We start from the raw sequence: 25,469 nt of genomic DNA on the forward strand, positions 1-25,469 counted from the left end.
CCGTAGTGGGGCGCGCGCCCGGCGCCCGCGGGTCCCCCCCCCCGGCCCGCGCGCGGGGGGGTGGGGGCGGTGTTCACCCGCCCCCCCGCCGCCGAGCGCGACGCCCCCGCGGCACCGAGCCGCCCGGCCGACACCGAGCCGGCACCGAACTGTTCGAACAACAGCAACCACAAGCCCTGCTGGGAATACCAGACCTGGCACTGGACCTACGACAACTGCAACAAGGCGGGCACCGCGGCGGTGAACGCCGATCGCGGCAAGTTCGACAACCACGTGTGCGTGTTGACCGGCAACGGCGTGGGCGTCGGCCTCTGGCTGCACAAGCTGCACGACTGATCGTCCGCCGGACCCCACCCACCCCGAGGCCGTCCACCTCGGGTCCGGGTCCGGTACGCGGCCCGGCCGGCGGCAACGCACGGAACGCTCCGGCCGGGCGCCGCCCCACGCCACCCCCACCGCCCAACCCCCGCACACCGCCCGCCTACCGCACCCACGCCTTGCGACACGTAAGGTAATCGAACGTGTACATACCGTTCGTTTCCGGTTTCGGCCCGTAAGGTCGCGAGGGTGATGCCTCTGGATCGCCGAAGCGTGCTTCGACGTCTCGCCGGAGCGGCCGCGCTCGGCGCGGCCGTGAGCGGCTGCGACGACTCCCACCCCTCGGCGACCCGCTCCCCCGCCGCCGCTCCCGGTGGCAACACCCCGGTTCCGACCGGGCCTTCCGGCCCCACCGCCCGTACCGGCGCCGCTCCCGAACCGCCGCCGTTGCCCGCCGACCTGCCGTTCCACGTCGCCTCCGGCCCCGCCGATCGGCCCAACGTGGCGCTGACCTTCCATGGTCAGGGCAGTGCGGAGAGCGCCGACTCGCTGCTCGGCCTCCTGGAGGCGGCCGGGGCGCGCGGGACGGTCCTGGCCGTGGGGTCGTGGCTGGACGAACAACCGCGCATGGCCGCGCGGGTGTTGGCCGGTGGGCACGAACTGGGCAACCACACGATGAACCACGGCGACATCTCCGCGATGTCCGCCGAACGCACCTACGCCGAGATCACCGACTGCGCCGACCGGCTCAGGCGGCTCACCGGCTCGATCGGACGCTGGTTCCGGCCCTCCCGGGCCGAGGACTGTACGCCCGTCGTCTCCGCCCAGGCCCGGCGCGCCGGATACGCCCATTGCCTGGGCTACGACCTGGACTCACTGGATTTCACCGACCCAGGCCCCACCGCCGTCACCCGCACCGTGCTCGACGGGGTGCGACCCGGTTCGGTGGTCAGCCTGCACTTCGGACACCCGGGCACCGTAGCCGCGATGCCCGCCATCCTCGACGGCCTACGCACCCGCGGACTGCGGGCGGTCACGATGTCGGAGCTCGTCACCTGATGACCACTCACCTCTCCCCCACCCGCCGCCGCCCCGGCCGCGTCGCGCTGTTCCTGGCCGGCTGCTGTCTGGTCGCCTCCGCCGCGTGCGGGTCGTCGACGGACACCACGGCGAAGCCCGCACCGGTCAAGACCTCCGCCGCACCCGTGGAGGCCGCCCCGGTCCCCGCGCAGCCGGCCTCCGAACCGGCCAACCTCCTGCCCGGCATGCCGCCGCCGCTGGACCCGCACGACCTGTACGCCGCCGACCGCCCCGGCATGCTCGCCGACGCGGTCAAGGGTTTCCCGTCGCGGGTGTACGTACCCAACACCGAGTCGAACACGGTGAGCGTGATCGACCCGGCCACCTACAAGGTGATCGAGACGATCAAGGTCGGGCACCAGCCGCAACACGTGGTGCCCTCCTGGGACTTGAAGACGTTGTGGGTCAACAACGACCTCGGCGACACGCTCACCCCGCTCGACCCGGCCACCGGCAAGGCCGGCACGCCGGTGCCGGTGGACGACCCGTACAACCTCTACTTCACCCCGGACGGCAAGTACGCGGTCGTGATGGCGTCGATGGACCGCCAGTTGGTCTTCCGCGACGCGCACACGATGGCTGTGGTCAAGGCGGAGCCGAGCCAGTGCGCGGGTGTCAACCACGCGGACTTCTCCCCCGACGGCAAGTACTTCATCGTCTCCTGCGAGTTCTCCGGCGAACTGCTCAAGGTCGACACCGCCGAGATGAAGGTGGTGGCCAAGCAGAAGATCCCGCTGTCGGGCTCGATGCCGCAGGACGTCAAGATCTCCCCCGACGGCAAGACCTGGTACATCGCCGACATGATGGCCGACGGGGTGTGGGTGCTCGACGGCGACACCTTCGACACCCCGACCCGGCTGCGCACCGGCAAGGGCGCACACGGCCTGTACCCCAGCCGCGATTCGAAGAACCTGTACATCTCCAACCGGGGCGAGGGCTCGATCTCGGTGCTCGATTTCGCCACCGGCGCGCTGACCGCCAAGTGGGAACTCCCCGGCGGCGGCAGCCCGGACATGGGCGGGGTGTCCGCCGACGGCAAGGTGTTGTGGCTCAGCGGGCGCTACAACGCGGAGGTGTACGCGATCGACACCGGCGACGGGAAACTGCTCGCCCGGATCCCGGTCGGCGTGGGCCCGCACGGCCTGTGCGTCTACCCGCAGCCGGGCCGCTACTCGCTCGGCCACACCGGCGTCTTCCGCTGACCGCCCCCGGGAGGCGGCGAGGAGTGCCCGTACCTCGCCGCCCCCGGGTCAGTCCCGACCGCGCACGTCGCCCAGCCCCGGCCACCGTTCGGCGAGATCCGTCTCCCCCGGGGGCAACCCCAGTTGGTCCAGCACCCGCATCACGATGTGGTCGACGATGTCGGCGACGCTGCCCGGGTTGTCGTAGAACGCCGGCATCGGCGGCACGATCCGCGCACCCATCCGGGCCAGGGCGAGCATGTTCTCCAGATGGATCTCGCTCAGCGGCGTCTCCCGGGGCACCAGGACCAGCGGTCGGCGCTCCTTGAGCGTGACGTCGGCCGCGCGGGTGATCAGATTGTCGGCGAGGCCGTGCCGGATCGCCGCGAGCGTCTTCATGCTGCACGGGACCACGACCATGCCCGACACCGGATACGACCCGGACGAGACGGTCGCCCCCAACTCGCCGAACCGGTACGAGACATCGGCGAGTTCGACGACCTTGCGGACCGGGTACGAGGTCTCCACCCCGATCGTGGTGCGGCCCCAGGGGCTGAGCACGAGATGGGTCTCCACCTGCGGCAGCTCACGCAACACCTCCAGAAGGCGAACGGCGATCGGCGCGCCGGTGGCGCCGGTGATCCCGACGACGAGGCGGGTGGGGGCAACGGTCGACACGGCGGGCTCCCGAGGAGTCGGAGGGCTGGTCACAGGGGCAGGACTCCCTTCCAGCGCCGACGCAGCGCCTCGCGGGTCGCCTCGTCGAAGCGGTTCGCCGCCGGGAACCGGTCCTTCCAGGCGAAGGGTTTGCACGCGTCGATCAGCACGACGCCCATCGACAGATCCCCCGCCTCCCGCCGCTCCGGCGCGAGGCGCGGGTCGATCGCGGTGGTCGGGGCGCGCAACACCTGGATCGACTCCGTCGGGTCGACCCGGGTGAACATCGCCCACAACACGTGGTTGATGTCGGTGATGTCGATGTCCTCGTCGACCACCACGAAGTAGCGCTCCATACCGCCGGTGCGCTTGCGGCCCAGCGCGGCGAACAGCGCGTGCATCGCGTCGCCCGCACCGGTCTGCTCGATCGAGACGACCATCATCAACTGCCGGGCGTACGCCCACACGCCCTTGACGTTCTGCACCCCGGACGCCTCCAGGTGCTCCCACGTCACCGACGCCGAGTAGAGCGGGACCGCCTGGTCGCCGGCCGGCACCGTCGGCAACATCGGCGGCGCGCCCAGGATGATCGGATCGTCGCGGTGCAGGATCCGGGTCACCCGCACCACGGTCTCCCGACCCGAGTGCGTGTAGTAGCCGGTCCACTCGCCGAACGGGCCCTCCAGGACCGACTCCTCCTCGACCGGCGGCAGTTCGCCCTCGATCACGATCTCCGCGTGCGCCGGGACCGGCAGTTCGCTCCCCGGCGGCAGCAGCACCTCCACGCCGCGCCCGCGCAGCCCGCCGGCCAGGTCGTACTCGGACATCCCGGCGGGCGCCGCCATCGCCGCCGCGGTGGACAGGATCGGGTCCTGGCCCACCACCACGGCGATCGGGCAGGTCTGCCCACGCGCCCAGTACTTGCGCGCGATGGCCAGGGCGTGCCGGTTGCCCAGCATCCACAGGGACAGCCGATCCCGGCCCTGGACGCAGGCCCGATAGGTGCCGATGTTGACCCAGCCGGTGTCCGGGTCGCGGGTGATCACCATGCACGCCGTGCCGATGTAGCGACCACCGTCACCGTCGTGCCACCGCGGCGTGGGGAAGACACCGAGGTCGACGTCGTCGCCCACCAGTACGTTCTCCAGGACCGCACCGGTCTCCACCCGCACCGGCGGGATCGGCTCCAGCCGCCCGGCCAGGTCCTTCCAGGCCCGGACGATGTCCAGCTTCGGAGTGTCAGGCGCCAGTCCCAGGGCCACCGCGGTCCGCGCCGCCGTGCCCATGAAGTTGGTGAACACCCGGTACCCGGGCGGGAATCCCGGAATGTTGTCGAACAGCAGCGCGGGCCCCTCACGCTCCGCCATCAGCTCGGTGATCCCGCCGATGTCCGCGTCCCGGTCCGCGCCGTCCACGCGGCGGACCTCGTCGGAGCCGAGGGTTTCGGTCAGATGCTCGATGTAGTGCCGCAGATCCGTGAAAGCGCTCATGGGACGAGGATCCGAAGCGGCCGAGGGCGGCGGCAACGAGCCTGCTCGCGGATGCCGGATTTCATCGAGGATAGACTCCGGATACGTGGAATACCTCGATCTGCAGCTGATCCACGCACTGAGAATCGACGGACGGGCGCCCTTGCGCCGGATCGCCTCGGTGCTCGGCGTCTCCGATCAGATGGTCGCCCGGCACTACGCGCGGCTGCGCGAGACGGCCGGGCTGCGGGTGGTCGGGCGGCTCAATCCCCGCCCGGTGGGACAGACCGTGTGGCTGCTGCGGCTGCGGTGCGTGCCCAGCGCGGCGCTCGGGCTGGCCCGGGCGTTGGCCGAGCGGGAGGACACCCGCTGGGTCCGGCTGGCCTCGGGCGGGACGGAGATCATCTGCCACCTGGTGGCGGCCGGCGCCGACGACGCGGACCGTGACGCGTTGCTCCTGGACCGGATCCCGGCCGCGCGGCGGGTGCTCTCGATCGACGCGCATCGTTTGTTGCGCATGTTCAAGGGCGGCCCCTCCTCCTGGGACGGCCCCGCGTGGGTGCTCGGCCGACCGGCCCTGGACCGGGCTCAGCGGGACGCGCTCGCCTCCGGGTTCCCGCCGCCGACCACCTGGACGGCGCCGGTGGAGTTGGGCGGGTTCGACCACGCCCTGGTCGCCGCGCTGGGCCGGGACGGGCGCGCGTCGCACGCCGCGCTCGCCGTCGAGGTCCGCCGGCACGAGTCCACGGTGCGCCGCCGGATCGCGCAGCTGCGTGGGGCCGGCGCGTTGTTCTTCGACCTGGAGGTGGACGAGCGCCCGCTGGGCAATCCGACGGCGACCACGATGTGGATGTCGGTGCGCCCCGCGTATCTGGCGGCCACCGGTGCCGCGCTCGCCGACCACCCCGAGGTGGCCTACGCGGCGGCGACCACGGGCCGCACCAACCTGTACGCCACCGTGCTGTGCGCCGGCGACGAGGCGCTGTACGACTACCTCGCCGACCGGATCGGCGCGCTGCCGGGCATCGACGCGGTGGAGACGGCGCCGGTCATCCGCACGGTCAAGCGGGTGGGGGGGGGGGGGGGGGGGGGGCGGGGAGCGCGGGCCGGAGAGCGCCGAACACGGCTGTTGGGGAGCGCCGGGCTCGGCGCTCCCCAACAGCCGGTGTGCTTCCCCGGCTACTCCTTCGCGCCCACCGCGTCGATCGGTTCGACGCGCAGGAGCCGTCGGGTGATCGGGGCGACCGACAGCGGTGCCAGGAGCAAAGCGGCGGCGCTGATTCCCAGCAGCAGCGGGACCGGCACGTAGGGGGTGCTCTCGCCGAACGCGCCCTTGCCGAACGGGACGAGGGTGATCATCGCGATGGTCAGGCCGAGGGCGAGCCCGATCACCCCGACCAGGGCGGCCTCGCCGCGGACGACCGCGCGGACCTGGGTGCGGGTGCTGCCGATCATCCGCATCAGGCCGAGTTCGCGGCGCCGGGCGACGGTGGACACGATCATCGTGTTGACCGCGGCGATGGTCGCGAAGCCCGCGAGGATGACCAGCATCACCTGGTTGGTCCACTTGTTGGTCTCGCGGTCCCGGTCGCGTTCCGCGGCGTAGCCGGCCCGGTCGGAGATCCGGGTGTCGGGGTGGGCCCGCGCGACCTCGGCGAGCGCGGCATCCACGGCGGCCGGGTCGGCCCGGTCGCCGAGGCGTACCAGCAGGCGGGTGTCCAGGGCGGCGTCGACGTGGTGTTCCACGGCCGCGCGCGGGAGGGTGACGGCGGCGGTACCGAGGCCGCGGTCGTAGGTGGCGACCAGGGTCGGCTTGATCCGGGTGCCGTCGCCGAGCCGGATCTCGATCGGCTTGCCGAGCCGGGCCTTGACCGTGTCGGCGGTGAGCCGGTCCATCGCCACCGCGCCGCCGGGCGGCTGCGCGGCGCCGGGGCGCAGCGCGTCGGTGCTGCCCGCGCGTACCCCCAGGTCGAGCACCCGGGCCAGGTCGGTGTCGGTGCCGCCGATGCCCTGGGTCGAATACTTCTGCAGGTCGTCGGAGCCGGCCATGACCACATTGGTGGTCAGTACGGAGGTCACCGCGGCGACCCCGGGCACGCGGGCGATCTCGGTGGTGGTGCCGGCCGGGAATCCGGGTCCGCCGATCACCCGGTCGGCGGTCAGCGCGGCCTTGGACTGCTTCTCGCTGTAGTGGTCCTGCGCGGCGAACATGAACATCAGCGTGGTCGCGAAGGCGACGGTGAGGGTGATCGGGGTGATCGCCGAGGCGAGTCGGCGCGAGTTGGTGCGGGCGTTGTCGAAGGCGAGCCGGCCGGGGGCGCCGAACAGGCGCAGGAGGAATCCGGTCACGTACACGAACAGGTGGGCGATCAGCGGGCCGAGCAGTCCGACGCCGAGCATGAACAGCATGATCACGCCGCCCGCCGCGCCGACGGCCTGGTCGCCGGTGGCCTTCATGGCGATGCCGGAGAGTACGCCACCGCCGGCCAGCGCGACGAGGCCCAGGACCAGCCGGACCCAGCCCACCCGGGCCCGCTCGACACCCGCCTCACCCAGCGCCTCGGTCGGCTTGGTCCGCGCACTGGCGCGCGCCGCCATCAGGCCGGCGAGCAGCGCGGAGAGCAGACCCGCGCCGACCGCGACCAGCATCGGGACCGGGCCGACGGCGAGGGTGACGCCGTCCTCGATCATGCCGCGGCCGACCATGGTGTCGAACCACCAGCGGGCGAGCAGCGTCCCGGGGAGCACGCCGGCCAGGCCCGCGAGCAGGGAGACCATCGCGGTCTCGGTGGCGATCATCCGGCGGATCTGCCAGGGGGTGGCGCCGACCGCGCGCAGCAGGGCGAAGTCGCGGCGCCGCTGGGCCACGGACAGCGAGGTGGAGCCGGCCACGACGAACACGGCGACCGCGGCGACGATGCCGCCGAAGGACGCGCCGACGCCGATGAGCAGTTCCTTGGTGTCGCCCAGGCCGGGGTGTTCCACCTCGCCGCGCCCGTCGCCGGTGCGGACCTCGGCGCCGGTGCCCTCGAGCGCCTTGCGCAATTCGCCGGCGACCTTGCCGGTCGAGGTGTGGTCGGCGAGCAGTACGCCGAACGCGGTCACCTTGTCGGGGTTGCCCGCCAGGCGCGCGGCCTCGGTGTCGGCGACGTAGAGCCGGGCGCCGGTGCCGGGGAGTACGGCCGACACGCGCAGCGGGACCTCGCCGGCGGGCGTGGTCACCCGGACCGTGCCGCCGGCGGTCGCGCCGGCGCCGATCCGCTGCGCGGCCTCGGTGGTCAGTACCGCTTCGCCGGGCCGCGGCGCGGCGCCGTCGTGCGGGGTGCCGGCCAGGCGGGTGGCGGACCAGGGGTGTGCGTCGAGTACGGCGGTGGGGGTCTGCGCGGGGAAGGTCAGGTCGGGCAGGACCGTGGCGACACCGGGTACGGCCGCGATCCGGGCGGCGAGCGCGGCGTCGACGCGGGCCCGCTCGGGCAGCGCGACCTTCACGTTCTCCTTGTCCTCGCCGCTGCCGAAGGTCTTGCTCGTGGTGGTCGGCCCGGCGACCACGATCGGGGTGTCGGCGTAGCGGCCGGCCGGTACGTGGGCGCGGATTCCGCTTTCCAGGAAGATCCCGCACATCGTGACGAGCATGGCGGCGAACAGCAGGGCGACGAAGGAGCCGGCGAACGAGGCGGGCCGAAAGCGTACGGAGGTGCGGGCGAGCCCGTTGGGACGGCCCATCAGGCGGCCCGCCCCTGGGCGCGGGCGGGCTGGGACAGGCCGACCATCCGGGCCGCGACCGCCTCGGGGGTGGGCGCGTGGAGGTGGCCGGCGAGGTTGCCCTCGGCCAGGAAGACGACCCGGTCCGCGTAGGAGGCGGCGACCGGGTCGTGGGTGACCATCACGACGGTGGCGCCGGTGTCGTCGACGGCCCGGCGCAGCAGCGCCAGCACCTCGGCGGCGGTCGTGGTGTCGAGGGCGCCGGTCGGCTCGTCGGCGAACAGCACGTCGGGCCGGGTGACCAGCGCGCGGGCGATGGCGACGCGCTGCTGCTGGCCGCCGGACAGCTGCGCGGGTCGGCGGCCGGCGTGCTCGTGCAGTCCGACCATCGCCAACACCTCGGCGGCCCGGCCGCGTTCGGGCCGCTGCCCCGCGAGGCGCAGCGGGAGCAGTACGTTCTTCTCCACGGTCAGCGACGGCAGCAGGTTGAACGCCTGGAACACGAAGCCGAGCCGGGTCCGGCGCAGCCGGGTGAGCTGGTTCTCGTTCATCGCGGTGAGGTCGTCGTCCCCCAGCAGTACCCGCCCCGAGTCGGGCTTGTCGAGCCCGGCGGCGCAGTGCAGGAAGGTGCTCTTCCCGGAGCCGGAGGGGCCCATGACGGCGGTGAAGGTGCCCCGGGGGATGTCGAGGTCGACCCCGCGCAGCGCGTGCACCGCCTCGGCACCGCGCCCGTACGCCTTGGCGACGGCTTCGAGCCGGACGGCGGAGGTGTGGGCGCGGGGGGTGTGCAACGGGTGCGGCGGCGTGCCGAACGTGTCGTGGTCCGGGCGCGGAGGTACGACGGGTCCCGTCCGCGCCCGTCGGTCGCCTCGCTTGCCTCGCCCGAACATGGTGCCTCCCACAAAGAAACGAACATCGGATTCGATGTCCACGACGCTACGGAGACGAGGAGCCCGCGAACATGGGGGAGGCGGGCCGAACGGGGGTGGGCCTGCCCCCACCCCCAAAGGCCCGTGAGCTGTACCAACCCGCCCCGACCCCGGCCACCCCCGCCGCGACGGGGCACCGGCCGATGGTCTCGGTCCGGGACGCCGGCGACCACATCGCCTTCGACGACGGCACCGCCGCCGCGTGACGAACGCCCGACCCGGTAGGGCTCGCCCGCACGAACGACGAGGGCCCCACCGCCGATTCGGCGATGGGGCCCTCCGCTACGTACCGCGGCTCACGTACCGCGCGATCAGTGCACCAGCACCGGCACCGCGATCTCGTCCGCGTCCGCGTCCGTCTCCCCGTCCTTGCCGCCCGACGCGACCGGCTTGCTGTCGCCGTGCCCGACGGTGATGAACGTGAACGCGATCGCCGACGCCAGCGCCAGGATCCCGACCGCCCACCAGATCGCGGTGGCGAAGCCGTGCACCATGGCCTGCATCTTCAGCTGCTCCAGGCCGCCGGAGCCGACCGCGTGCGAGGCCACGTAGGACGTGGTCGCACTGGCCGCGATGGTGTTCAGCAGCGCCGTACCGATCGCGCCGCCGACCTGCTGCGAGGTGTTGACCATCGCCGAGGCGACGCCCGCGTCCCGAGGCTGCACACCGTAGGTGGCCAGGCTCATCGCCGGCATGAACGCGGTACCCATGCCCAGGCCGAGCAGGATCTGCGCGGGCAGGATCAGCCCGGCGTAGGAGCTGCCGACCTCGATCCGGGTGAGCAGCAGCATGCCGATGCCCGCGGTCAGGAAGCCCGGACCCATCAGCAGTCGGGCCGGCACCCGGGTCATCAGCCGCGCGCCGATCTGGGTGGAGCCGGTGATCATGCCCGCGATCATCGGCAGGAACGCCAGGCCGGTCTTGACCGGCGAGAAGCCCTTGACGATCTGGAGGTAGTAGGTGAGGAACAGGAACATGCCGAACATCGCGATGATCGCGAGGCCGAGCGAGAGGTAGATGCCGGCCCGGTTGCGCTCGGCGACCACCCGCAGCGGCAGCAGCGGGGCCTTGACCCGCGCCTCGACGGCGACGAACGCCAAGAGGAGCACCGCGGCGGCGACGAACAGGCCGATCGTGCTGCCCGCGCCCCAGCCGTGGCTCTCGGCGCGGGTGAAGGCGTACACCAGGGTGCCCAGTCCGAGCGAGGACAGCAGTACGCCGGGGATGTCCAGCGGCGAACGGTTGCGGGCGCCGGCGGGCTCACGGATGACCATGACCGCACCGGTCGCGGCGACCACGGCGAACGGGATGTTGACGAAGAACGTCCAGCGCCAGTTCATGTACTCGGTGAGCACGCCGCCCAGGATCAGGCCGACCGCGCCACCACCACCGGCGATCGCGCCGAAGATGCCGAACGCCTTGGCACGTTCCTTGGCGTCGGTGAACATCACCGCGAGCAGGGACAGCGCGGACGGCGCGAGCAGCGCGCCGAAGACGCCCTGGAGCGCGCGAGCACCCAGGAGCAGGCCGGCGTTCTGGGCTATGCCGCCCAGCGCGGAGGCCGCGGCGAAGCCGATCAGGCCGACGATGAAGGTACGGCGCCGGCCCCACAGGTCGGCGATCCGGCCGCCGAACAGCAGCAGGCCGCCGAAGGCGAGGGCGTACGCGGTGATCACCCATTGTTTGTTGCCGTCGGAGATGCCCAGATCGGTCTGGGCGGACGGCAGCGCGATGTTCACGATGGTGCCGTCGAGGACGACCATCAGCTGGGCGATCGCGATGAAGATGAGCGCTTTCCAGCGCCTGGAATCGGGGGCGGCGGACACGGCCGGAGCGGTTTGAGACATGGAGGTACTCACTCTTGGGGGTGTGACGCGACGGTGGGCGTCGCGAAATGGACGGTGCGCGCCCTCGCTCGCGCGGAGGAGGCGAGCGGCAGGTGCGAGGTTCGTTATCGGTACGTGCTCACGCGAGCGGTCGCTGTCGGTACGCGCTCACGAAAAGAGGTCGTCGGTACGCGGCCGCGGGGCGGACACGAGGCGGTCGGGGACACGCGGAAGTCGCTGGGGCACGTCAGGACCGGGTCGGCCGGGCCTCGCCCTCCTTCTTCAGGTGGTCCAGGTCTCGGATCGTCACGACGGCGCCGGAGAGCGGAGTGGGATCCGGTACGCGCAGGCCGTCGAGCAGCACGTCGAGGTGCCGGTGCGCGAAGGCGTCGTTCGCCACGCAGCCGCCCATCCCGGGCAGCGGTCGGGTGAGTTGGGTGATCGCGACCAGCAGGTCGCCCGAGCCGATGTCGGTGCGCAGCAGGCCCTCGGCGCGAGCGCGTGCCATCAACGACTCGACCAGGTCCTCCAGGCGGTTCCGGGCCGCGATCAACTCGGGGTGCGCCTTGTCCACGGTGTCGGACATCAGCGTGCACAGCGCCCCGATCCGCTCCTCCGTCGCGGCGTGCGCGAAGCGTCGCAGGGCCGTGAAGGCCCGCGACTCCTCGGCCGCGGCGCGCTCGCCGTGCTCGGTGATGCGCTCCAGGACGGAGAGGATCACCCGGTGGGCGAGTTCGCCGCGGTCGGCGAAGTGGCGGTACAGGGTCGCGTTGCCGACCCCCGCGCGCCGCGCGACCTCGTCGAACGGCACCTCGGCGCCGTGTTCGACGTACATCTCGCGGGCCGCGGCGATGATCCGCTCGCGATTGCGTCGGGCATCGGCGCGAAGCTTCGGACCCCGATCCTCGACGACGTCGATGACGCTGACGCGGTCGGCGAGTGTGCTGCCCATGACCCGGCTCCTTCCCCTGTCTGCCGTTCCCCGACGGGTAACCGGGGAGTGATTCCCCGATTGTCGATCCGCTCGGTTAAACGGACAGGAAGTCCCCGGATATTTCGAGAGGCTCTGTAACCTGCGTCACACCGTCTCGATCGGGCCCGCGATCACTCTCTCATCGGCCTCCTACCAGGCAAAAGACTCCGGAGAAGGCCCGGGGCCGGGGAAGATCCGGTCGAGTTCGGCCAGGGTGTCGGCGTCCAGTTCGACCCGCAGCGCGCGCAGCGCCGACTCCAGCTGGCCGAGCGTACGGGGGCCGACGATCGGCGCGGTCACCTCGGGGCGGGTGAGCAGCCAGGCCAGGGCGACGTCGCCCGGCGGGACGCCGATCTCGGCGCACAGGTTCTCGTACGCCCGCACCTGGTCGCGCCGCTCCGCGAGCTGTGCGGTGACCCGGCCGGCGCCGCGGCGGTGTCGGTCGCCGTCGCGCTCCGCGGCCAGGACGCCGCCGAGCAGGCCGCCCTGGAGCGGCGACCACGGCAGGACGCCGATCCCGTACGCCCGCGCGGCCGGCAGCACCTCGGCCTCGGCGGCGCGCTGGGCCAGGTTGTACAGGCACTGCTCGCTGACCAGGCCCAGCGTGGGCCGCCGGGCGGCGGTCTCCTGGGCCTGCGCGAGATGCCAGCCGGCGAAGTTGGACGAGCCGACGTAGAGCACCTTGCCCTGGGCGACCAGCAGGTCCATGGCCTGCCACAACTCCTCCCACGGCACCCGGCGGTCGATGTGGTGCATCTGGTAGAGGTCGATGTGGTCGGTGCCCAGCCGGCGCAGGCTGTCCTCGCAGGCGCGGCGGATGTGCCGGGCGTTCAGGCCGCCGGAGTTGGGCCACTCGCCCCACGAGCCGTAGACCTTCGTGGCCAGCACGACGCGGTCACGGTGGTCGCCCCGGGCCAGCCAGCGGCCGACTATCTCCTCGGTCGCGCCGCGGGCGCCGGTGCCGGCGACCTGGTCGCGGCCGTAGACGTCGGCGGTGTCGAAGAGGTTGATACCGGCGTCGAGCGCGGCGTCCATGATCCGGCCGCTGTCGTCTTCGTCGGTGGCCGGACCGAAGTTCATCGTGCCGAGGGCCAGCCGGCCGACGGTCAGCCCGGTACGCCCGAGCCGTGTGTAGGGCATTTCGGGCGTGGCGGCGGAGGTCGTGGTGGAGGTCATGTCCTTGTCGCTGCCCAGGCGCGGACGGGGGCAACCACCCCTTCGGTCAGCGTCCTGCCGCCAGTCGGCGGGTGTGTTCCTCCCAGGCGGCGGTCAGCCGGTCGACGGCGGTTTCCAGGGTGTCGGCCGACTCGGCGAAGGACAGCCGTACGCCGTGGTGATGGCGGCCGTCGACACACGCGGCGGCGCCGGGGGCGACCAGGACGCCGTAGCGTGCGGCCAGGTGTACGAAGGTCGTACTGTCCGCGACCGGCAACTCGGCCCACATCGACAGGCCGGCGCGCGGCGCGGTCACCCGCCAGGCGGGCAACTGCTCGGCCACCAGAGCGAGCAGCAGGTCGCGGCGCTCGGCCAGGGTCCGGCGCAGCCCCTCCTGCCAGCGGGCATCGGCGGCGCGCAGCAGCCGGGCGGCCACCACCTGCGCGGGCACACTCGGCGCCACGGCGGCGGCCGTGGCGGTCTGCGCGAGGTAACCCCGAAGCGCGTCCGGCACCCGAAGCCATCCGACCCCCAACCCGGCCCAGAACATCTTCGACATCGACCCGACGGCGATCACCGCGTCATCGGCGGCGGCGAGGGGGGCGAGGCGGTCGGCGGGGGGTGTGGGGAGGTCGTCGGCAGGCGTGGGGAGGTTGTCGCGAGGAGCGGGGAGGTCCAGAGCGGCTTCGGAGAGGTTTTCGAGGAGGATCGCGTTTCTCGTGCGGGCCAGCGCGAGCAGGGCTCGGCGGCGGGGGGCGGACAGCGGGGCGCCGGTCGGGTCGTGGGCGGGAGAGGCGACCAGGATCAGCGGTGCGTGCAGGCGGGCGGCGGCTCGATCGACGGCGGAAACGTCCAGGCCGCCGGGGTCCACGCCGATGCCGATCGGGCGGCCCCCGGCGGCCGTGACGGAGGCCGCGAGGCCGGGGGTGGTCGGGCAGCCGGTGAGTACCGGGCGGCCGGGCACCACCAGCGCCGCGATCACCAGGGACAACGCGTGTCGCGCGCCGGCGGTCACGATCACCTGCTCGGCGGTGGTCGGCAGGTCCAGGTGCGCGGTCAGGTGCGCGGCCAGGGCCTCGCGCAACTCGGGCAGGCCGCCGGGATGGCGCCCGTGGCCGTCCCGACCGGACAGCGCGATCGTGTCGTCCACCGGCGGCAGGTGGCCGGTGCCGGCCGGTACGGACCGGGACAGGTCCACCACCTCGTCGTCGGCGACCAGGCGGCGGACGGGCGCGGCGACGGCGGGCCGGCTCCATCCGGGCCGGCGTTCGACAAAGGTGCCGGCGCCCTGGCGACGGGACACCAGGCCGGCCTCGGCCAGCGTCTCGTAGGCGCGCACCACGGTGCCGCGGCCGACCCCGAGGGCGTCCGCGAGCGGGCGTTCGGCGGGCAACCGGGTGCCGGTCCCGGCGACGCCGCGCTCGATCGCCTCGGCCAGCGCCTCGGTGATCCGCCGGTGGCGCGGTCCGGTACGGGAGCGCCACTCGTCCAGGGCGATCCGTACCCACCATTCGGGATCCTGGTCCATTCGGTCAGATTGGCACTGTCTCGGGCACTCGACAACGGGCACGCTGGTCGGCACGGCGGGCGGCTCGTGGGTCGCCCGATCCGTGCCCGCCGACCCGTGTCGGCAGAGCCCTGACCCCCGACCCGTGTCCCGCTCCCGGCTTCCGGCTTCCGACGAAAGGCCCCGCCGTTGTCCCCCACCCCCACCCTCGCCCGGCGGTTCTGGGAGGCGATCGAACCCGTGCACGCGGTCGCCTACTTCGCGCCCGAACCGGCCGAGGCGGCCCGTGCGCTCGGCCTGATCGGCTGGTGGATGGGCTACTTCGCGGGCCGCCTGGCCCCGCTCGGCCCGATCCGCGCCCCCGAGGCGAGCGCGCTGTGCTTCGCCTTCGCGCCCGCCCGCGTGGCCCGCGCGCTGCCCGACGCGTGGGCATACACGACGCCCGAGAAGGTGTTGGACACCCGGCTCGGCGCGATGGAGACGGCGCTGTCCCGGGTGTTGCCGCCGGTGGGCGCGCGGCACCTGGAACAGTTGACCGAACTCCTGGAGACCGCCGTCGAGGGCTGCGGCCACGAGGGCCGGGCGCTGGCCGCCGCGTGGTCGGGTGTACCGCGTCCCGACGGTCTGCTCGGCCGGTTGTGGCTGGCGAGTACGGTGCTGCGCGAACACCGCGGCGACGGCCACGTGATCGCGGTCGCGCACGCCGGCCTCACCGGCCTCGAAGCCGGGCTGACCCACGCCGCCACCGGCAATGTCCCGCGCGAGTTGCTGCAGAGCACCCGGGGCTGGACCGACGCGCAATGGGAGACGGCCCGGCGGCGCCTGGTCGCCAAGGGCCTGCTCGACCGCGACTTTCGACTCACCCGAAGCGGCGGCACGCTGCGCCGCGACCTCGAACACGCCACCGACCGCCTGGCAGCCGACCCGGTCACCCGGCTCGGCGCGGCAGGCGTCGAGGAGGCGATCCGACTGGCAACGCCGCTGGCCCGGCACCTGGTGGACCGCGGCGTGATCCCCGTACCCAACCCGATCGGAGCACCCCGCCCATGAGCGCCACTGTCATCGAGCCGACCCTGCGCGTGGCCCGCGACGGCGCGATCACCACGTTGACCATCGACCGCCCGGACAAGCTCAACGCGCTCGACTACGCCACCATCGACGCGCTCGCCGCGGCGCTGGACGCGGTGGAGGCCGACGACACACAGCGGGCCGTCGTCCTGACCGGCGCCGGCGAGCGGGCGTTCAGCGCCGGCGCCGACATCACCGACCTCGCGGGCAGCATCGCCGGCGGCGTGGATCGTGCGCTGCGCGAGATCGTCCGCCGGGGCCAGGGACTGACCCGGCGCATCGAGGAGTTCCCCAAGCCGATCATCGCGGCGGTCAACGGCCTCGCCTACGGCGGAGGTGCGAGGTCACCGAGGCCGCTCCCCTGGCCCTGGCCGCGACGCACGCCACCTTCGCCAAGCCGGAGATCGGCCTCGGATTCCCGCCGCCGTTCGGCGGTTCGCAGCGGCTGCCGCGACACGTCGGCCGCAAGCGCGGCCTGGAAATGATCCTGACGGGCGACCCGATCGACGCGGCCCGCGCCGCCGAACTCGGCCTGGTCAACCGGGTGGTGCCGGCCGCCGACCTGCTCGACGAGGCGAACGCCCTGGCCGAGCGGATCATCCGCCACTCGGCGAGCGTGGTGCACGCGTGCCTGGCCGCGGTCACCCGGGGAATCGGCCTGCCGATCGACGAGGGTCTGGCGGTCGAGGCGGCTTGGTTCGCGGTCACGGCGCCGACGGAGGGTGTCTCGAACGGCCTGGCCCGCTTCCGCGACCGCCCCCGCCGCTCGTGAACCCGCGGCCCGTGACCCCGCCGCCCGCCGGAACGCGGTGTCCGAATGCCGCCGGCATCGCCCGTGCCGGCGGCGCAGGCTTGGGGACATGACCACCACCACGAACCCCGCGTCGACCTTCGTCGTGCGTCCGATTCCCGCCGACCTCCTCGCCGACGTGCGTGCCACCGGGCTGGACGTATCGGGCAATGCGATCGAGACCCACATCGCGAAGAGCGGCCATCCGCTGCGCTGTTGCCTGCGCGAGGCCGAACCGGGCGAGGAGTTGATCCTGTTCGGCTACGAACCCCCGCTGCCGACAAGCCCGTACCGCGAGATCGGCGCCGTCTTCGCACACGCCGCGCCCTGTGCCGGCCCGGCCGACACCGGCTATCCGGCCCAGTGGCGCTCGCGCCCCCAGGTCTTCCGCGCCTACGACGAGCACGGCCGGATCCACCCCGCCACGCGTGTGTACGAGGGCGACGCGCCGGAACCGGTCCTGGCCGAGATGCTCGCCGACCCCGAGGTGGTCCTGATCCACAGCCGCAACATCGGCTACGGCTGCTACATGTTCGGCGTGACCCGCACGAACGGCTGAGCGGCCGATCGGAGCCGGCGAGTATTCGCCCGACCGCCCCCGCGGATGGGCCCGTGCGGCGGATCTCGGCGCGGTGTCGGGCGGCGCGGTGCCGCCGGACCGGCCCGCAGCCGAGGCCGCCCCCCGTCGCGCCGGTCCCGGCCGGCCGCGGCGCGCGCCGGTACGCTCGCCCGGCGGGGTGGGCAGGGATCGTAGCGGAGGCGATGACGATGGTCGAGCAGGTCGCGGTGGGACTGGTCGGGGCCGGGCCGTGGGCGAGTTCGGTCCACGCGCCGGTGTTCGCGGCCGGTCCGGAGACCCGGCTCGCCGCGGTGTGGGCACGCCGGCCCGAGGCGGCCGAGACGCTGGCCCGGGCGCACGGGGCCGCGGCGTGGGCGGAGTTCGACGAGTTGTTGGACCGGTGCGAGGCGGTGGTCTTCGCGGTCGCCCCCGAGGCGCAGCCCGCGTTGGCCGAGCGGGCCGCCCGGGCGGGCAAGGCGGTGCTCCTGGAGAAGCCGATCGCGGCCGACCTCGACACCGCGCGCCGACTGGCCGACGTGATCGGCGAGGCGGGGGTCGGCTCGATGGTCGCGCTGAGCGCCCGCTACGCGCCGCGTGTGCGGGAGTTCCTGGCCCATCTGGAGAGCGTCGAGACGCCGTGGCGGGGCGGTCGACTCGCCTGCGTCACGGGCGCGTTCCTGGACGGCCCGTTCGCGGCCTCGCCGTGGCGGCAGGCCCGAGGGGCGATCCTCGACGTGGGTCCGCACGCCTTCGACCTGACGAGCGTGGCGCTCGGCGAGATCGTGGACGTACGCGCCGAGACGCCCGGTGCCGGCTGGACCGCGCTGCAACTGCGGCACGCCGGCGGCGCGGTCTCCCAACTGGTGCTGTGTTGCACCGCGCGCGGCGGCCACCGGTACGACCTGGAGGTGTTCGGCTCGGCGGAGGCCGTCACGCTCGACCTGAGCGCGGCGATCGAGGCGTCCGCCTTCGCGGTGCTGCGGGCCGAGTTCGCGGCGCTGGTCCGCGACGGCGGCGAACACGTGTGCGATGTGCGTCGCGGGTTGTACCTCCAGGGGATCATCGCCCGCGCCGAGGAACAACTCGCCGCGGCACGCTGACGTACACGCGCCGCGACGTACTCCGTCGATGCCCGTCGGGGCCGCCCCGCCGCGGGCGGCCTCGGCGTGGGCGGGCGGGATCAGGCCGTCGGCTTGCGGGCGATGCCGCCGGCCATCAGGCGCTGACCGACCGTCAGCGGCTCCTGGACCGGCTCCTCGGGTCGCCACTGCGGCAGGAAGACCACGCCCGGATCGATCGACTCGAAGCCGTCGAAGTAGGCGGTGATCTCCTCCAGGGTGCGGAACCGGCCCGAGCCCAGGTCGGTGAGCAGCGCCTTCTCCAGCGCCAACGCGTCCGGGCTGGAGGCGCAGAAGTGGGTGAGGAACAGGAAGCTGCCGGCCGGGAGCGCCGCCTTGTACTCCTCGACGATGCGCTCCGGGCCCTCGTCGTCGTTGAGGTGGTGCACCACGCCGACCAGCATCAGGCCGACCGGCTGGTCGAAGTCGATCAGCGCGCGCACGTCCGGGTGGTTCAGGATGTCGGCCGGCTCGCGCAGGTCGGCGGTGACCACCGTGGTGTACTCGTTCTCGGCGAGCAGGGCGCGGCCGTGCGCCAGCACGATCGGGTCCTTGTCCACGTAGACCACGTGGGCCTCGGGCGAGTGCGCCTGGGCCACCTGGTGGGTGTTCTGCACGGTCGGCAGGCCGGACCCGAGGTCGAGGAACTGGCGGATGCCCTGTTCGGCCATGAACCGCACCGCGCGCCCGAGTATCGCCCGGTTGTATCGGGCGACGTCGCCGATCTCCGCGACGATCGCCAGCGACGCCTCGGCGATCGCGCGGTCGACCGGATAGTTGTCCTTGCCGCCGAGCACCGCGTCGTAGACCCGGGCGATGCTGGGCGTCGAGATGTCGATGCCGACCGGCCGCCAGCCGTCGTCGGGGCCGTCCGCACCGTCGGCCGAGGGTATGCCGGTCGCCTGCGCGTCGTCTGTCATGAGGGGCTCCGTCCATCGGGGGAGGAATGAGGGGTTCCCGTTGGCGGTAAGCCTATTGGTGATCTTGCCGTTTCGTTGCCAGGAACAAGGACCAACCCCGGGGTCGCGCGGTCCCGACGCGGCCGACCAACTCACCTGCGGCGAGCGGCAGTCGGTACGCGGGACCCGCGAACCCCCCTCGACCGGCGCGGAGTCCCGGCCGGATCCGATCCCTCATCCGCGACGGGTCACCCGGTACCGCTCCCACCGTCGCCGCCATCGCCGTCGCCGCCGGCGTGCCGATCGCCGTAGCGGCGCTCGAACTTGGCGATCTCGCCCTCGGGGTCCACCGGGCGGGCGTTGCCGGTGTAGAAGGGATGGCTCTTCGAGGAGATCTCCACGTCGATGACCGGATAGGTGTTGCCGTCGTCCCACTCGATGGTCTGCTCGCTGACCGCGGTGGACTTGGTCAGGAACGCGTATCCGGCGGAGCGGTCCCGAAAGACCACCGGGCCGTAGGCGGGGTGCTTGTCCTGCTTCATGGCTGCTCCTCGAAGTGATCGGGGTCGACGGGACGGGTCGGTGGACGAGACCCCGGACCGGGCCGTTTCCCGATCCGCCACCGCGCCAACACACGTCACCCCGAACTTCTTCCGACACCCCCCGAACGCCCACCACCCACGCCGGCGTCACCAAAGACCCACCCCCCACAAGACCACACCCCCATACAGCCCAACACACACCCTGGCGACGGAGCGCGCGGTTCGAGGGGGGCGGGCGCGCCCTGACGGCGGAGCGCACCCAGGCGGCGGGGCGCACGGGTTGACACAACCGGTCGGGGGCGAGACACACCCTGGCGGCGGAACGCACGCGTCGACGCAACCCGTCGGCGCACGACGCGGCTCGGGGGCGAGACACACCCAGGCAGCGGAGCGCACGGGTCGACGCAACCGGTCGGGGCGGGCGCGCCCTGACGGCGGGGCGCACGCGTCGACGCGACCCGTCGACGCAACCCGTCGGCGCACGGGGTGGCTCGGGGGCGGGCGCGCCTTGGCGGCGGGGTGGCGCAGCGCGCTGGGGTGGCTGGGCGTATCCGGCGCGGTGGGCGTCGTCGGGGAGCGGGTGCGGGGAGGGGGCCGCGCGGTGTCATCGTGCCGGTGCGGTGTGTCGACCGGAATCGGCGAAATCGCTGGGCGGCGCGCCTGTCGGACGATAATGGCGCGATGGATCGTCTCGCGTATTTCCGGCACGAGGTGCGGGCCTTCGAAGTTGCCGCGCGGCGGGTTCTCGGTGCGGGGGAGGCCCCATTCGTACCGTCCTGCCCGGAGTGGACCGTCACCGATCTGGTCGGCCACCTCGGCGCCGTGCATCGCCTCGTGACGGCGGTGGTGGCGGGCCGGCTCACCACGATCCCGGAGCACGCCGACGCGTCGGTGTACCACCTGCCCGACGAGCGCGACGGCTGGCCGATCCCCGGCAAGGCGCCCACCCCCGGGCCACTGCCGGTCGGCCTGGTCGACTGGTTCGCCGACGGCGCGAGCGCGTTGGGCGCGGCGTTCGCCGACACCCCCGGCGAGACCGCGGTCTGGACCTGGTCCGAGGAGCAGACCGTCGACTTCTGGGTGCGCATGCAGACCATCGAGGCGGCGGTGCACCGCTGGGACGCCGAGAACGCCCTCGGCCCCGCCGCGCCGATCGCGGCCGAATTGGCCGTCGACGCGATCCGGCAGAACTTCGAGGTGATGGCGCCGGCCCGACGAGAGCGGAGGGAGGCCGCGCCGGGAACCGGGGAGCACCTGCGCTTCCGACGTACGGACGGCCCGGAGACGTGGTCCGTGCGCTTCGACGGCGACGCGGTCCACCTCGACGCCCCGGGCACCGCCGACGTCGAACTGGTCGGCACCGCCTCGGACCTGATGCTTTTCCTGTGGCAGCGCATCCCGGCCGACCACCTGACCGCGACCGGCGACCGGGCCGTACTCGACCGCTACTTCACCCTCGTGCCGGCCCTGTAGGCGCACACGCCCCCGATGCCGGCCGCCGGCGCCGGTCCCGGTGGATCGCAACACAGCGTCGTGTACCCGCTCACCCAGCGAAGGCTGGGCAGCGAACCCGGCGCGGCGACACGGCTTTCGCACGACTGATCCCCCGACCGGCGGAGTGGCGCTGGACCGGTCGGGGGCGGATGGGGCTGCGGGGCGGGCGGTCGTGGGCGGCCCGTCGAGGGCTCTACTCCGGGTCGTGGTCCGCCCGGTCGCGGTGGGGGCGCGGGCCCGTGGCGCCGCCGGCCGCTCGCGGGAGGGGGCGCGGGTAGTGGGCGCCCAGGTGGAAGCGGTCGGCGAGGGCGTCGGCGAAGGCCGCCGCGATGCGGACCTCGCCCGCCGGGTTGGGGTGCAGGCCGTCGGCGGTGTGGTCGCCCGCGTCGAACTCGGCGTCGGTGCCGGCCACCACGATCGGCGAGTCGGCGGTGTCCAGGTCGGCGGCGATCGCGTCGATGCGGGTGTTGTAGCCGGCCGCGCGGGCGGCGAACTCCGGGTCGGGACCCGCGTGGTGCGTGGGCAGGACGTGGCCGAGCACGATCCGCAGGTTCGGATTGGCGCGGCGGGCGTCGGCGATGGAGGCCCGCAGATCGGCCTCGAAGCGGCCCGGATCGATCGCCGGCCGGCGCAGTTCGTCGACGCCGAGCAGGACCAGCAGATAGTCCGGCCGATGCTCGGCGACCTCGGCCCGGATGTCGTCGAGGGGGTCGTCGGAGCCGACCAGGTCGAGCCGCACATCGTGGGCGCGCAGATGCCGCCAGAGCCGATATCGCCAGGTCCGGGCGCCACCGCCGACGTGTCCGATCGCGTCGCCGGCGATCATCACCGGCACCTCGTGCGTCGCGCCCGACATCGTGGCCTCCCGGGTCGATCACCGGCCGTGTCCGGGGACGGTTCCCTCCCACACGCTAGGTTGGCCGCCCGCCCGCCGCCCGCCCGGCTACCGCGAACGGGTGGCGCCGCGGCCACCGTGTGTCACTCCAAGGCGGCCCGCAGCACCCGGGGCAGCGGTTGGGCGTGCACGATGTCCAGTCGCGACACGGCCCGGGTCAGCGCCACGTACAGCCGGCCCGCGCCGCGCGCCTCGGCGGCCACGATCGCGGCCGGCTCGACCACCACGACGTGGTCGTACTCCAGGCCCTTGGCGAGCGTGGCGGGCAACACGGTCACCCGGACGACGCCGGTCGGGTCCGGTGCGTCGGCGGTGGTCGTGGCGATGCCGGCGGCGGTCAGGGCCGCGCGCAGCGCCTCGGTCCCGGTATCGGCGGCGATCACCCCGATCGAGCCCTCGCGGGCGAGTGCGGCGCGTACGGCCGCGACCGTGGCAGGCGCCGGGTCGGCGACCTCACGGATGGTCAACTCGCCGTCGCGGCGCAACGATCGGGCCGCCGGTACGTCCACGTCCAAGGCGCCCAGGAGTCGGTTGGCCAGGTCCACGATCACCGCCGGGACGCGGAAGCCGACGGTCAGCGGGGCCACCTCGGCGTCGGGGCGGCCCAGGTGGACGAGCAGGTCGGGCCAGGTGCGCGCGGCCCAGGGGGTGGTGCCCTGGGCCAGGTCGCCGAGCACGGTCACCGAGCCGGAGCCGATCCGCCGGGCGAGGGCGCGGCACTGCATCGGGGACAGGTCCTGGGCCTCGTCGACCACGACGTGGCCGTAGGTATCGGGCCGCTCGATCAGCCCGGCGACCTCGTCGAGCAGCACCAGGTCGGCGGCCGACCAGCGGGCGCTCTTGGCCGAGCGCGGCGGCCTGGTCCAGCGGATGGCCTGCTGCTCGGCGGGGGTGAGCACGCCGTCGGCGGCCCGCGCCAGGGTGTGCGGGTCGGTCAGCAGTTCGGCCAGCACCTGCTCGGGCCCGGCCTTCGGCCAGGAGCCGTCGACGAACGCGGCGAGGCCCCTGGCCCGGCCCATCCGGCGCAGCCATTCCCCCGTCGGCGGCCCGGAGTTGCGCTCGGCCTGCAGTTGCAGCACCCGCACCGCGCGGGCCCGGACCCGCTCCCGGCCGACCTCGTAGGGGGTGTCCTCGGCGCGCACCCGCTCGACGATGCGGGCCAGTTCCTCCAGCGGGATGCGGCGCCGGTAGGAGCCGTCCGGGATCACCACCGGCTCGGTCGGCACGGCGACCCGGGCGTACAGCGCGCGGCGCAGCACGATCGCCATGCGCGCGTCGTGCTTGACCACCTCGGCGGCCGGCTCGTCCCGGGCCCGGATCGTATGCCGGCCGACCTCGTCGTCGATCGTGGCCTGGCGGATCCCGGTCTCGCCGAGCGCGGGCAGCACCTCGGAGATGTAGTGCAGGAAGGCCCGGTTGGGCCCGACGATCAACAGCCCGCCGCGTTGGATGCGCCGGGGGTGGGTGTACAGAAGAAAGGCCGCACGGTGCAGCCCGACGGCGGTCTTGCCGGTGCCGGGTGCGCCCTGGACGCAGATGGACGCGGTCAGGGCCCGGCGGACCAGGTCGTCCTGTTCCGGCTGGATGGTGGCGACGATGTCGCGCATCGGCCCGACGCGGGGCCGGTTGAGTTCGCCGGCCAGGATCGTGCCGGGAGCACTCGCGGGATGGCCGTCACCCGGGTCGGGGCGGGTATCCAGGTGTTCGTCCTCGAAGCTGGTCAGGTCCTCGGCGGCGCCGGCGCTACGCGGCGCCCAGCCGAAGCGACGCCGGACCGCGACGCCCTGCGGGTCGCGGACACTCGCCCGGTAGAAGGCCCGGGAGATCGGCGCGCGCCAGTCGACGACCAGGGGCGGGACGGTCGGATCGACGCCGATGCGGCGCCGCCCGATGTGGTACCGGCCACCCCGGTGCTCACCGGCCGCCCCGGACTCGGCGAAGTCGAGCCGGCCGAAGAACAACGGCGTCTCCGGGAGTTCGGCCATCTCCCGGGCCCGGCTGCGCAACGTGTAGCCCAGCGCCTCGGCATCGGCGCCGGACGCCGAGACGTCCTCACCGGTGACGACGTGTTCGGCCGCGCCCTCGACCATCGCGGCCATCACCGCGCGGCAGGCCTCGTGGTGGGAGCGCTCACTGACGAGTTCGGCATCGAGGGACGTCATACACCCAGGATAATGCAACCCAGTCAAATATGTTACTCAGTAACACTTGCCAGCCGAGTCAACCCCCCGGCCAGCCGATCGAACGCCCCCTCGGCCGCCGCACGGGCCTCCGGAAGCAGCGCCGCCGCCCGCTCCCCCTCGGCGATCCGACGCCAGTTCTCCCGCGCCAGGATGCGCTGGACGGTGACGATCTGCCCGGCCGCCAACAGCGCCTCCAACGGATCCGGCCCGCCCAGCGCACCGGCCAGCCCGTGTTCGGCGCGATCGGTATACGCGAGCAGCCGCGCCACCAGACTCGGCGTCCCGTACAACAGCCGATGAAACGCCAACACCTCCGGCGCGTCACAGAGCCCGGTCACCGGATCGAACCGCTCCAGCCCGGCCACAAAATGCAGCCGCAGCGCCGTCAACGGAGAAACACCCGTCGGCCGCCCCGCCACAACCCGCCCGGCCTCGTCCTGATGATCGGCGAACCGATGCAGCACAAGGTCTTCCTTGGTCGGGAAATACCGAAAAAGCGTCGGCTTGGACACCTCGACCACGGCCGCGACCTCGGCCACCGACACCGCATCGAACCCCCGAGCCACAAACAGCCCGATGGCGGCATCCGAAATAGCCCCCACCAACCGAGCCCGCTTCATCTCCCGAAGCCCCACAACACCACCACCCATCCCCGTCACAATACGTGACCACACCCCCCAACCAGAGAGCCACCACAGCCGCCAAAACAAGCCGACGGCAACAGCCGAGCCCAGCGAGCAGCGACAGAGCACGACGACGGCGACGGCCGAGCCCAGCGGGGACAGCCAAGCAAAACGGGCAGTGGCCAAGCGCAACGACGGCAGCGGCGGTGGAGCGAAGCGGAGCCGCAACCCACTACGCCCCGGTGGAGCGCAGCGGAACCGGAACCCGGCGCCGCGCAGCGGCAACGCCCTCCCGCCCTTCCGCCCCCGACGGAGCGCAGCGGAGGAGAAACCACTCCGCCCGGCAGCCACGAACCCGGCAGCCCGCCCGAAACTCGGCCATGGTCGTGAGGACCGGACCGCGTCGGGTCGGGCCCGCGACCGGGCAAAGCCGCCACCGGGGAGGAGGCGAAGTGATTCTCCTCCGCTGCGCTCCGGCGGGGGCGGACGGGCGGGGGGGCG

21 protein-coding genes and 2 pseudogenes are annotated in these 25,469 nt (G+C 73.3%); 10 read left to right on the plus strand and 13 right to left on the minus strand.

Translation table 11 applies throughout. The annotated features are described in order from the left end of the window. Window positions 1-69: 69 nt before the first annotated feature. The 3 genes from ACFRCG_RS45210 to ACFRCG_RS45220 all read left to right on the plus strand — a co-directional run bounded on the left by ACFRCG_RS45210 (window position 70) and on the right by ACFRCG_RS45220 (window position 2,600). A complete protein-coding gene (locus ACFRCG_RS45210) occupies window positions 70-336 on the plus strand; it encodes a hypothetical protein (protein WP_380042502.1) in 267 nt (88 codons plus the stop codon). 234 nt (window positions 337-570) lie between these two features. Next, a complete protein-coding gene (locus ACFRCG_RS45215) occupies window positions 571-1,377 on the plus strand; it encodes a polysaccharide deacetylase family protein (RefSeq protein WP_380042520.1) in 807 nt (268 codons plus the stop codon). Beyond that, complete coding sequence (locus ACFRCG_RS45220) at window positions 1,377-2,600, plus strand: beta-propeller fold lactonase family protein (protein ID WP_380042503.1); 1,224 nt, start codon at window positions 1,377-1,379, stop codon at window positions 2,598-2,600. The genes ACFRCG_RS45215 and ACFRCG_RS45220 overlap by 1 nt, the downstream gene beginning before the upstream one ends. 48 nt (window positions 2,601-2,648) lie before the next feature. On the opposite strand, the gene ACFRCG_RS45225 is transcribed toward ACFRCG_RS45220, so the two are convergent. Both ACFRCG_RS45225 and ACFRCG_RS45230 read right to left on the minus strand, forming a co-directional pair. Then, on the minus strand, window positions 2,649-3,257 hold the full coding sequence (locus ACFRCG_RS45225) for a UbiX family flavin prenyltransferase (protein ID WP_380042504.1): 609 nt from the start codon (window positions 3,255-3,257) through the stop codon (window positions 2,649-2,651). 29 nt (window positions 3,258-3,286) lie between these two features. Further along, on the minus strand, window positions 3,287-4,726 hold the full coding sequence (locus ACFRCG_RS45230; protein ID WP_380042505.1) for a UbiD family decarboxylase: 1,440 nt from the start codon (window positions 4,724-4,726) through the stop codon (window positions 3,287-3,289). Between ACFRCG_RS45230 and ACFRCG_RS45235 the strand changes: the two are divergent. Continuing rightward, window positions 4,725-5,759: pseudogene (locus ACFRCG_RS45235) on the plus strand (AsnC family transcriptional regulator); the annotation flags it as partial. The gene ACFRCG_RS45230 and the pseudogene ACFRCG_RS45235 sit on opposite strands and share 2 nt — an antisense overlap. 125 nt (window positions 5,760-5,884) lie before the next feature. Here ACFRCG_RS45235 and ACFRCG_RS45240 read toward each other — a convergent pair. Both ACFRCG_RS45240 and ACFRCG_RS45245 read right to left on the minus strand, forming a co-directional pair. Then, entirely contained in the window at window positions 5,885-8,428 is a 2,544-nt protein-coding gene (locus ACFRCG_RS45240; protein ID WP_380042506.1) for an FtsX-like permease family protein, read from the minus strand. Further along, on the minus strand, window positions 8,428-9,297 hold the full coding sequence (locus tag ACFRCG_RS45245) for an ABC transporter ATP-binding protein (RefSeq protein ID WP_380042507.1): 870 nt from the start codon (window positions 9,295-9,297) through the stop codon (window positions 8,428-8,430). The genes ACFRCG_RS45240 and ACFRCG_RS45245 overlap by 1 nt, the downstream gene beginning before the upstream one ends. A gap of 71 nt (window positions 9,298-9,368) precedes the next feature. On the opposite strand from ACFRCG_RS45245, the gene ACFRCG_RS45250 reads away from it, so the two are divergent. Further along, a complete protein-coding gene (locus ACFRCG_RS45250; RefSeq protein ID WP_380042508.1) occupies window positions 9,369-9,542 on the plus strand; it encodes a hypothetical protein in 174 nt (57 codons plus the stop codon). A gap of 105 nt (window positions 9,543-9,647) precedes the next feature. Here ACFRCG_RS45250 and ACFRCG_RS45255 read toward each other — a convergent pair whose 3' ends face one another. The 4 genes from ACFRCG_RS45255 to ACFRCG_RS45270 form a co-directional block, all read right to left on the minus strand. Beyond that, window positions 9,648-11,183, minus strand: coding sequence for an MFS transporter (locus tag ACFRCG_RS45255; RefSeq protein ID WP_380042509.1), 1,536 nt, complete (start codon window positions 11,181-11,183; stop codon window positions 9,648-9,650). A 226-nt stretch (window positions 11,184-11,409) separates the two neighbouring features. Then, window positions 11,410-12,114 carry a TetR/AcrR family transcriptional regulator gene (locus tag ACFRCG_RS45260; protein ID WP_380042510.1) on the minus strand — a complete coding sequence of 235 codons (705 nt, stop codon included), beginning with the start codon at window positions 12,112-12,114 and terminating at the stop codon, window positions 11,410-11,412. A gap of 171 nt (window positions 12,115-12,285) precedes the next feature. Then, on the minus strand, window positions 12,286-13,275 hold the full coding sequence (locus ACFRCG_RS45265) for an aldo/keto reductase (RefSeq protein WP_380042521.1): 990 nt from the start codon (window positions 13,273-13,275) through the stop codon (window positions 12,286-12,288). A gap of 82 nt (window positions 13,276-13,357) precedes the next feature. Then, on the minus strand, window positions 13,358-14,818 hold the full coding sequence (locus ACFRCG_RS45270) for a PLP-dependent aminotransferase family protein (RefSeq protein WP_380042511.1): 1,461 nt from the start codon (window positions 14,816-14,818) through the stop codon (window positions 13,358-13,360). Between the two features lie 168 nt (window positions 14,819-14,986). Between ACFRCG_RS45270 and ACFRCG_RS45275 the strand changes: the two genes are divergently transcribed. The 4 genes and pseudogenes from ACFRCG_RS45275 (at window position 14,987) to ACFRCG_RS45290 (ending at window position 18,314) form a co-directional block, all read left to right on the plus strand. After that, on the plus strand, window positions 14,987-15,847 hold the full coding sequence (locus ACFRCG_RS45275) for a hypothetical protein (protein WP_380042512.1): 861 nt from the start codon (window positions 14,987-14,989) through the stop codon (window positions 15,845-15,847). Beyond that, a pseudogene (locus ACFRCG_RS45280) lies at window positions 15,844-16,637 on the plus strand (enoyl-CoA hydratase-related protein). The gene ACFRCG_RS45275 and the pseudogene ACFRCG_RS45280 overlap by 4 nt, the downstream one beginning before the upstream one ends. 88 nt (window positions 16,638-16,725) lie before the next feature. Beyond that, window positions 16,726-17,214: a DUF1203 domain-containing protein gene (locus ACFRCG_RS45285; RefSeq protein WP_380042513.1), complete on the plus strand. Its 489-nt coding sequence runs from the start codon at window positions 16,726-16,728 to the stop codon at window positions 17,212-17,214. Between the two features lie 203 nt (window positions 17,215-17,417). Further along, complete coding sequence (locus ACFRCG_RS45290) at window positions 17,418-18,314, plus strand: Gfo/Idh/MocA family protein (protein ID WP_380042514.1); 897 nt, start codon at window positions 17,418-17,420, stop codon at window positions 18,312-18,314. Between the two features lie 80 nt (window positions 18,315-18,394). Here ACFRCG_RS45290 and ACFRCG_RS45295 read toward each other — a convergent pair whose 3' ends face one another. Further along, the gene (locus ACFRCG_RS45295; protein WP_380042515.1) at window positions 18,395-19,252 is read right to left on the minus strand and encodes an SAM-dependent methyltransferase; all 858 of its coding nucleotides are present in this window, start codon (window positions 19,250-19,252) and stop codon (window positions 18,395-18,397) included. Window positions 19,253-19,479: 227 nt separating this feature from the next. Then, a complete protein-coding gene (locus tag ACFRCG_RS45300; RefSeq protein WP_380042516.1) occupies window positions 19,480-19,773 on the minus strand; it encodes a type B 50S ribosomal protein L31 in 294 nt (97 codons plus the stop codon). A 681-nt stretch (window positions 19,774-20,454) separates the two neighbouring features. Between ACFRCG_RS45300 and ACFRCG_RS45305 the strand changes: the two genes are divergently transcribed. Next, complete coding sequence (locus ACFRCG_RS45305; protein WP_380042517.1) at window positions 20,455-21,246, plus strand: maleylpyruvate isomerase family mycothiol-dependent enzyme; 792 nt, start codon at window positions 20,455-20,457, stop codon at window positions 21,244-21,246. Window positions 21,247-21,460: 214 nt separating this feature from the next. Here ACFRCG_RS45305 and ACFRCG_RS45310 read toward each other — a convergent pair whose 3' ends face one another. The 3 genes from ACFRCG_RS45310 to ACFRCG_RS45320 form a co-directional block, all read right to left on the minus strand. Beyond that, window positions 21,461-22,123, minus strand: coding sequence for an SGNH/GDSL hydrolase family protein (locus tag ACFRCG_RS45310; RefSeq protein WP_380042518.1), 663 nt, complete (start codon window positions 22,121-22,123; stop codon window positions 21,461-21,463). A 122-nt stretch (window positions 22,124-22,245) separates the two neighbouring features. Next, on the minus strand, window positions 22,246-24,324 hold the full coding sequence (locus ACFRCG_RS45315) for a HelD family protein (protein ID WP_380042519.1): 2,079 nt from the start codon (window positions 24,322-24,324) through the stop codon (window positions 22,246-22,248). 32 nt (window positions 24,325-24,356) lie between these two features. Further along, on the minus strand, window positions 24,357-24,995 hold the full coding sequence (locus ACFRCG_RS45320; RefSeq protein WP_380042522.1) for a TetR family transcriptional regulator: 639 nt from the start codon (window positions 24,993-24,995) through the stop codon (window positions 24,357-24,359). Window positions 24,996-25,469: the final 474 nt, after the last annotated feature.

The sequence above is a fragment of the Embleya sp. NPDC056575 genome (genome assembly GCF_042793325.1).
Taxonomy (GTDB): domain Bacteria; phylum Actinomycetota; class Actinomycetes; order Streptomycetales; family Streptomycetaceae; genus Embleya.

Bases quoted from the DNA above. Each gene is read 5' to 3' on its own strand.
- ACFRCG_RS45215 (WP_380042520.1), top strand. From the start codon at position 571: ATGCCTCTGGATCGCCGAAGCGTGCTTCGACGTCTCGCCGGAGCGGCC.
- ACFRCG_RS45220 (WP_380042503.1), top strand. From the start codon at position 1,377: ATGACCACTCACCTCTCCCCCACCCGCCGCCGCCCCGGCCGCGTCGCG.
- ACFRCG_RS45230 (WP_380042505.1), bottom strand. From the start codon at position 4,726: ATGAGCGCTTTCACGGATCTGCGGCACTACATCGAGCATCTGACCGAA.
- ACFRCG_RS45240 (WP_380042506.1), bottom strand. From the start codon at position 8,428: ATGGGCCGTCCCAACGGGCTCGCCCGCACCTCCGTACGCTTTCGGCCC.
- ACFRCG_RS45245 (WP_380042507.1), bottom strand. From the start codon at position 9,297: ATGTTCGGGCGAGGCAAGCGAGGCGACCGACGGGCGCGGACGGGACCC.
- ACFRCG_RS45250 (WP_380042508.1), top strand. From the start codon at position 9,369: ATGGGGGAGGCGGGCCGAACGGGGGTGGGCCTGCCCCCACCCCCAAAG.
- ACFRCG_RS45255 (WP_380042509.1), bottom strand. From the start codon at position 11,183: ATGTCTCAAACCGCTCCGGCCGTGTCCGCCGCCCCCGATTCCAGGCGC.
- ACFRCG_RS45260 (WP_380042510.1), bottom strand. From the start codon at position 12,114: ATGGGCAGCACACTCGCCGACCGCGTCAGCGTCATCGACGTCGTCGAG.
- ACFRCG_RS45265 (WP_380042521.1), bottom strand. From the start codon at position 13,275: ATGCCCTACACACGGCTCGGGCGTACCGGGCTGACCGTCGGCCGGCTG.
- ACFRCG_RS45270 (WP_380042511.1), bottom strand. From the start codon at position 14,818: ATGGACCAGGATCCCGAATGGTGGGTACGGATCGCCCTGGACGAGTGG.
- ACFRCG_RS45285 (WP_380042513.1), top strand. From the start codon at position 16,726: ATGACCACCACCACGAACCCCGCGTCGACCTTCGTCGTGCGTCCGATT.
- ACFRCG_RS45290 (WP_380042514.1), top strand. From the start codon at position 17,418: ATGACGATGGTCGAGCAGGTCGCGGTGGGACTGGTCGGGGCCGGGCCG.
- ACFRCG_RS45295 (WP_380042515.1), bottom strand. From the start codon at position 19,252: ATGACAGACGACGCGCAGGCGACCGGCATACCCTCGGCCGACGGTGCG.
- ACFRCG_RS45300 (WP_380042516.1), bottom strand. From the start codon at position 19,773: ATGAAGCAGGACAAGCACCCCGCCTACGGCCCGGTGGTCTTTCGGGAC.
- ACFRCG_RS45305 (WP_380042517.1), top strand. From the start codon at position 20,455: ATGGATCGTCTCGCGTATTTCCGGCACGAGGTGCGGGCCTTCGAAGTT.
- ACFRCG_RS45310 (WP_380042518.1), bottom strand. From the start codon at position 22,123: ATGTCGGGCGCGACGCACGAGGTGCCGGTGATGATCGCCGGCGACGCG.
- ACFRCG_RS45315 (WP_380042519.1), bottom strand. From the start codon at position 24,324: ATGACGTCCCTCGATGCCGAACTCGTCAGTGAGCGCTCCCACCACGAG.
- ACFRCG_RS45320 (WP_380042522.1), bottom strand. From the start codon at position 24,995: ATGGGTGGTGGTGTTGTGGGGCTTCGGGAGATGAAGCGGGCTCGGTTG.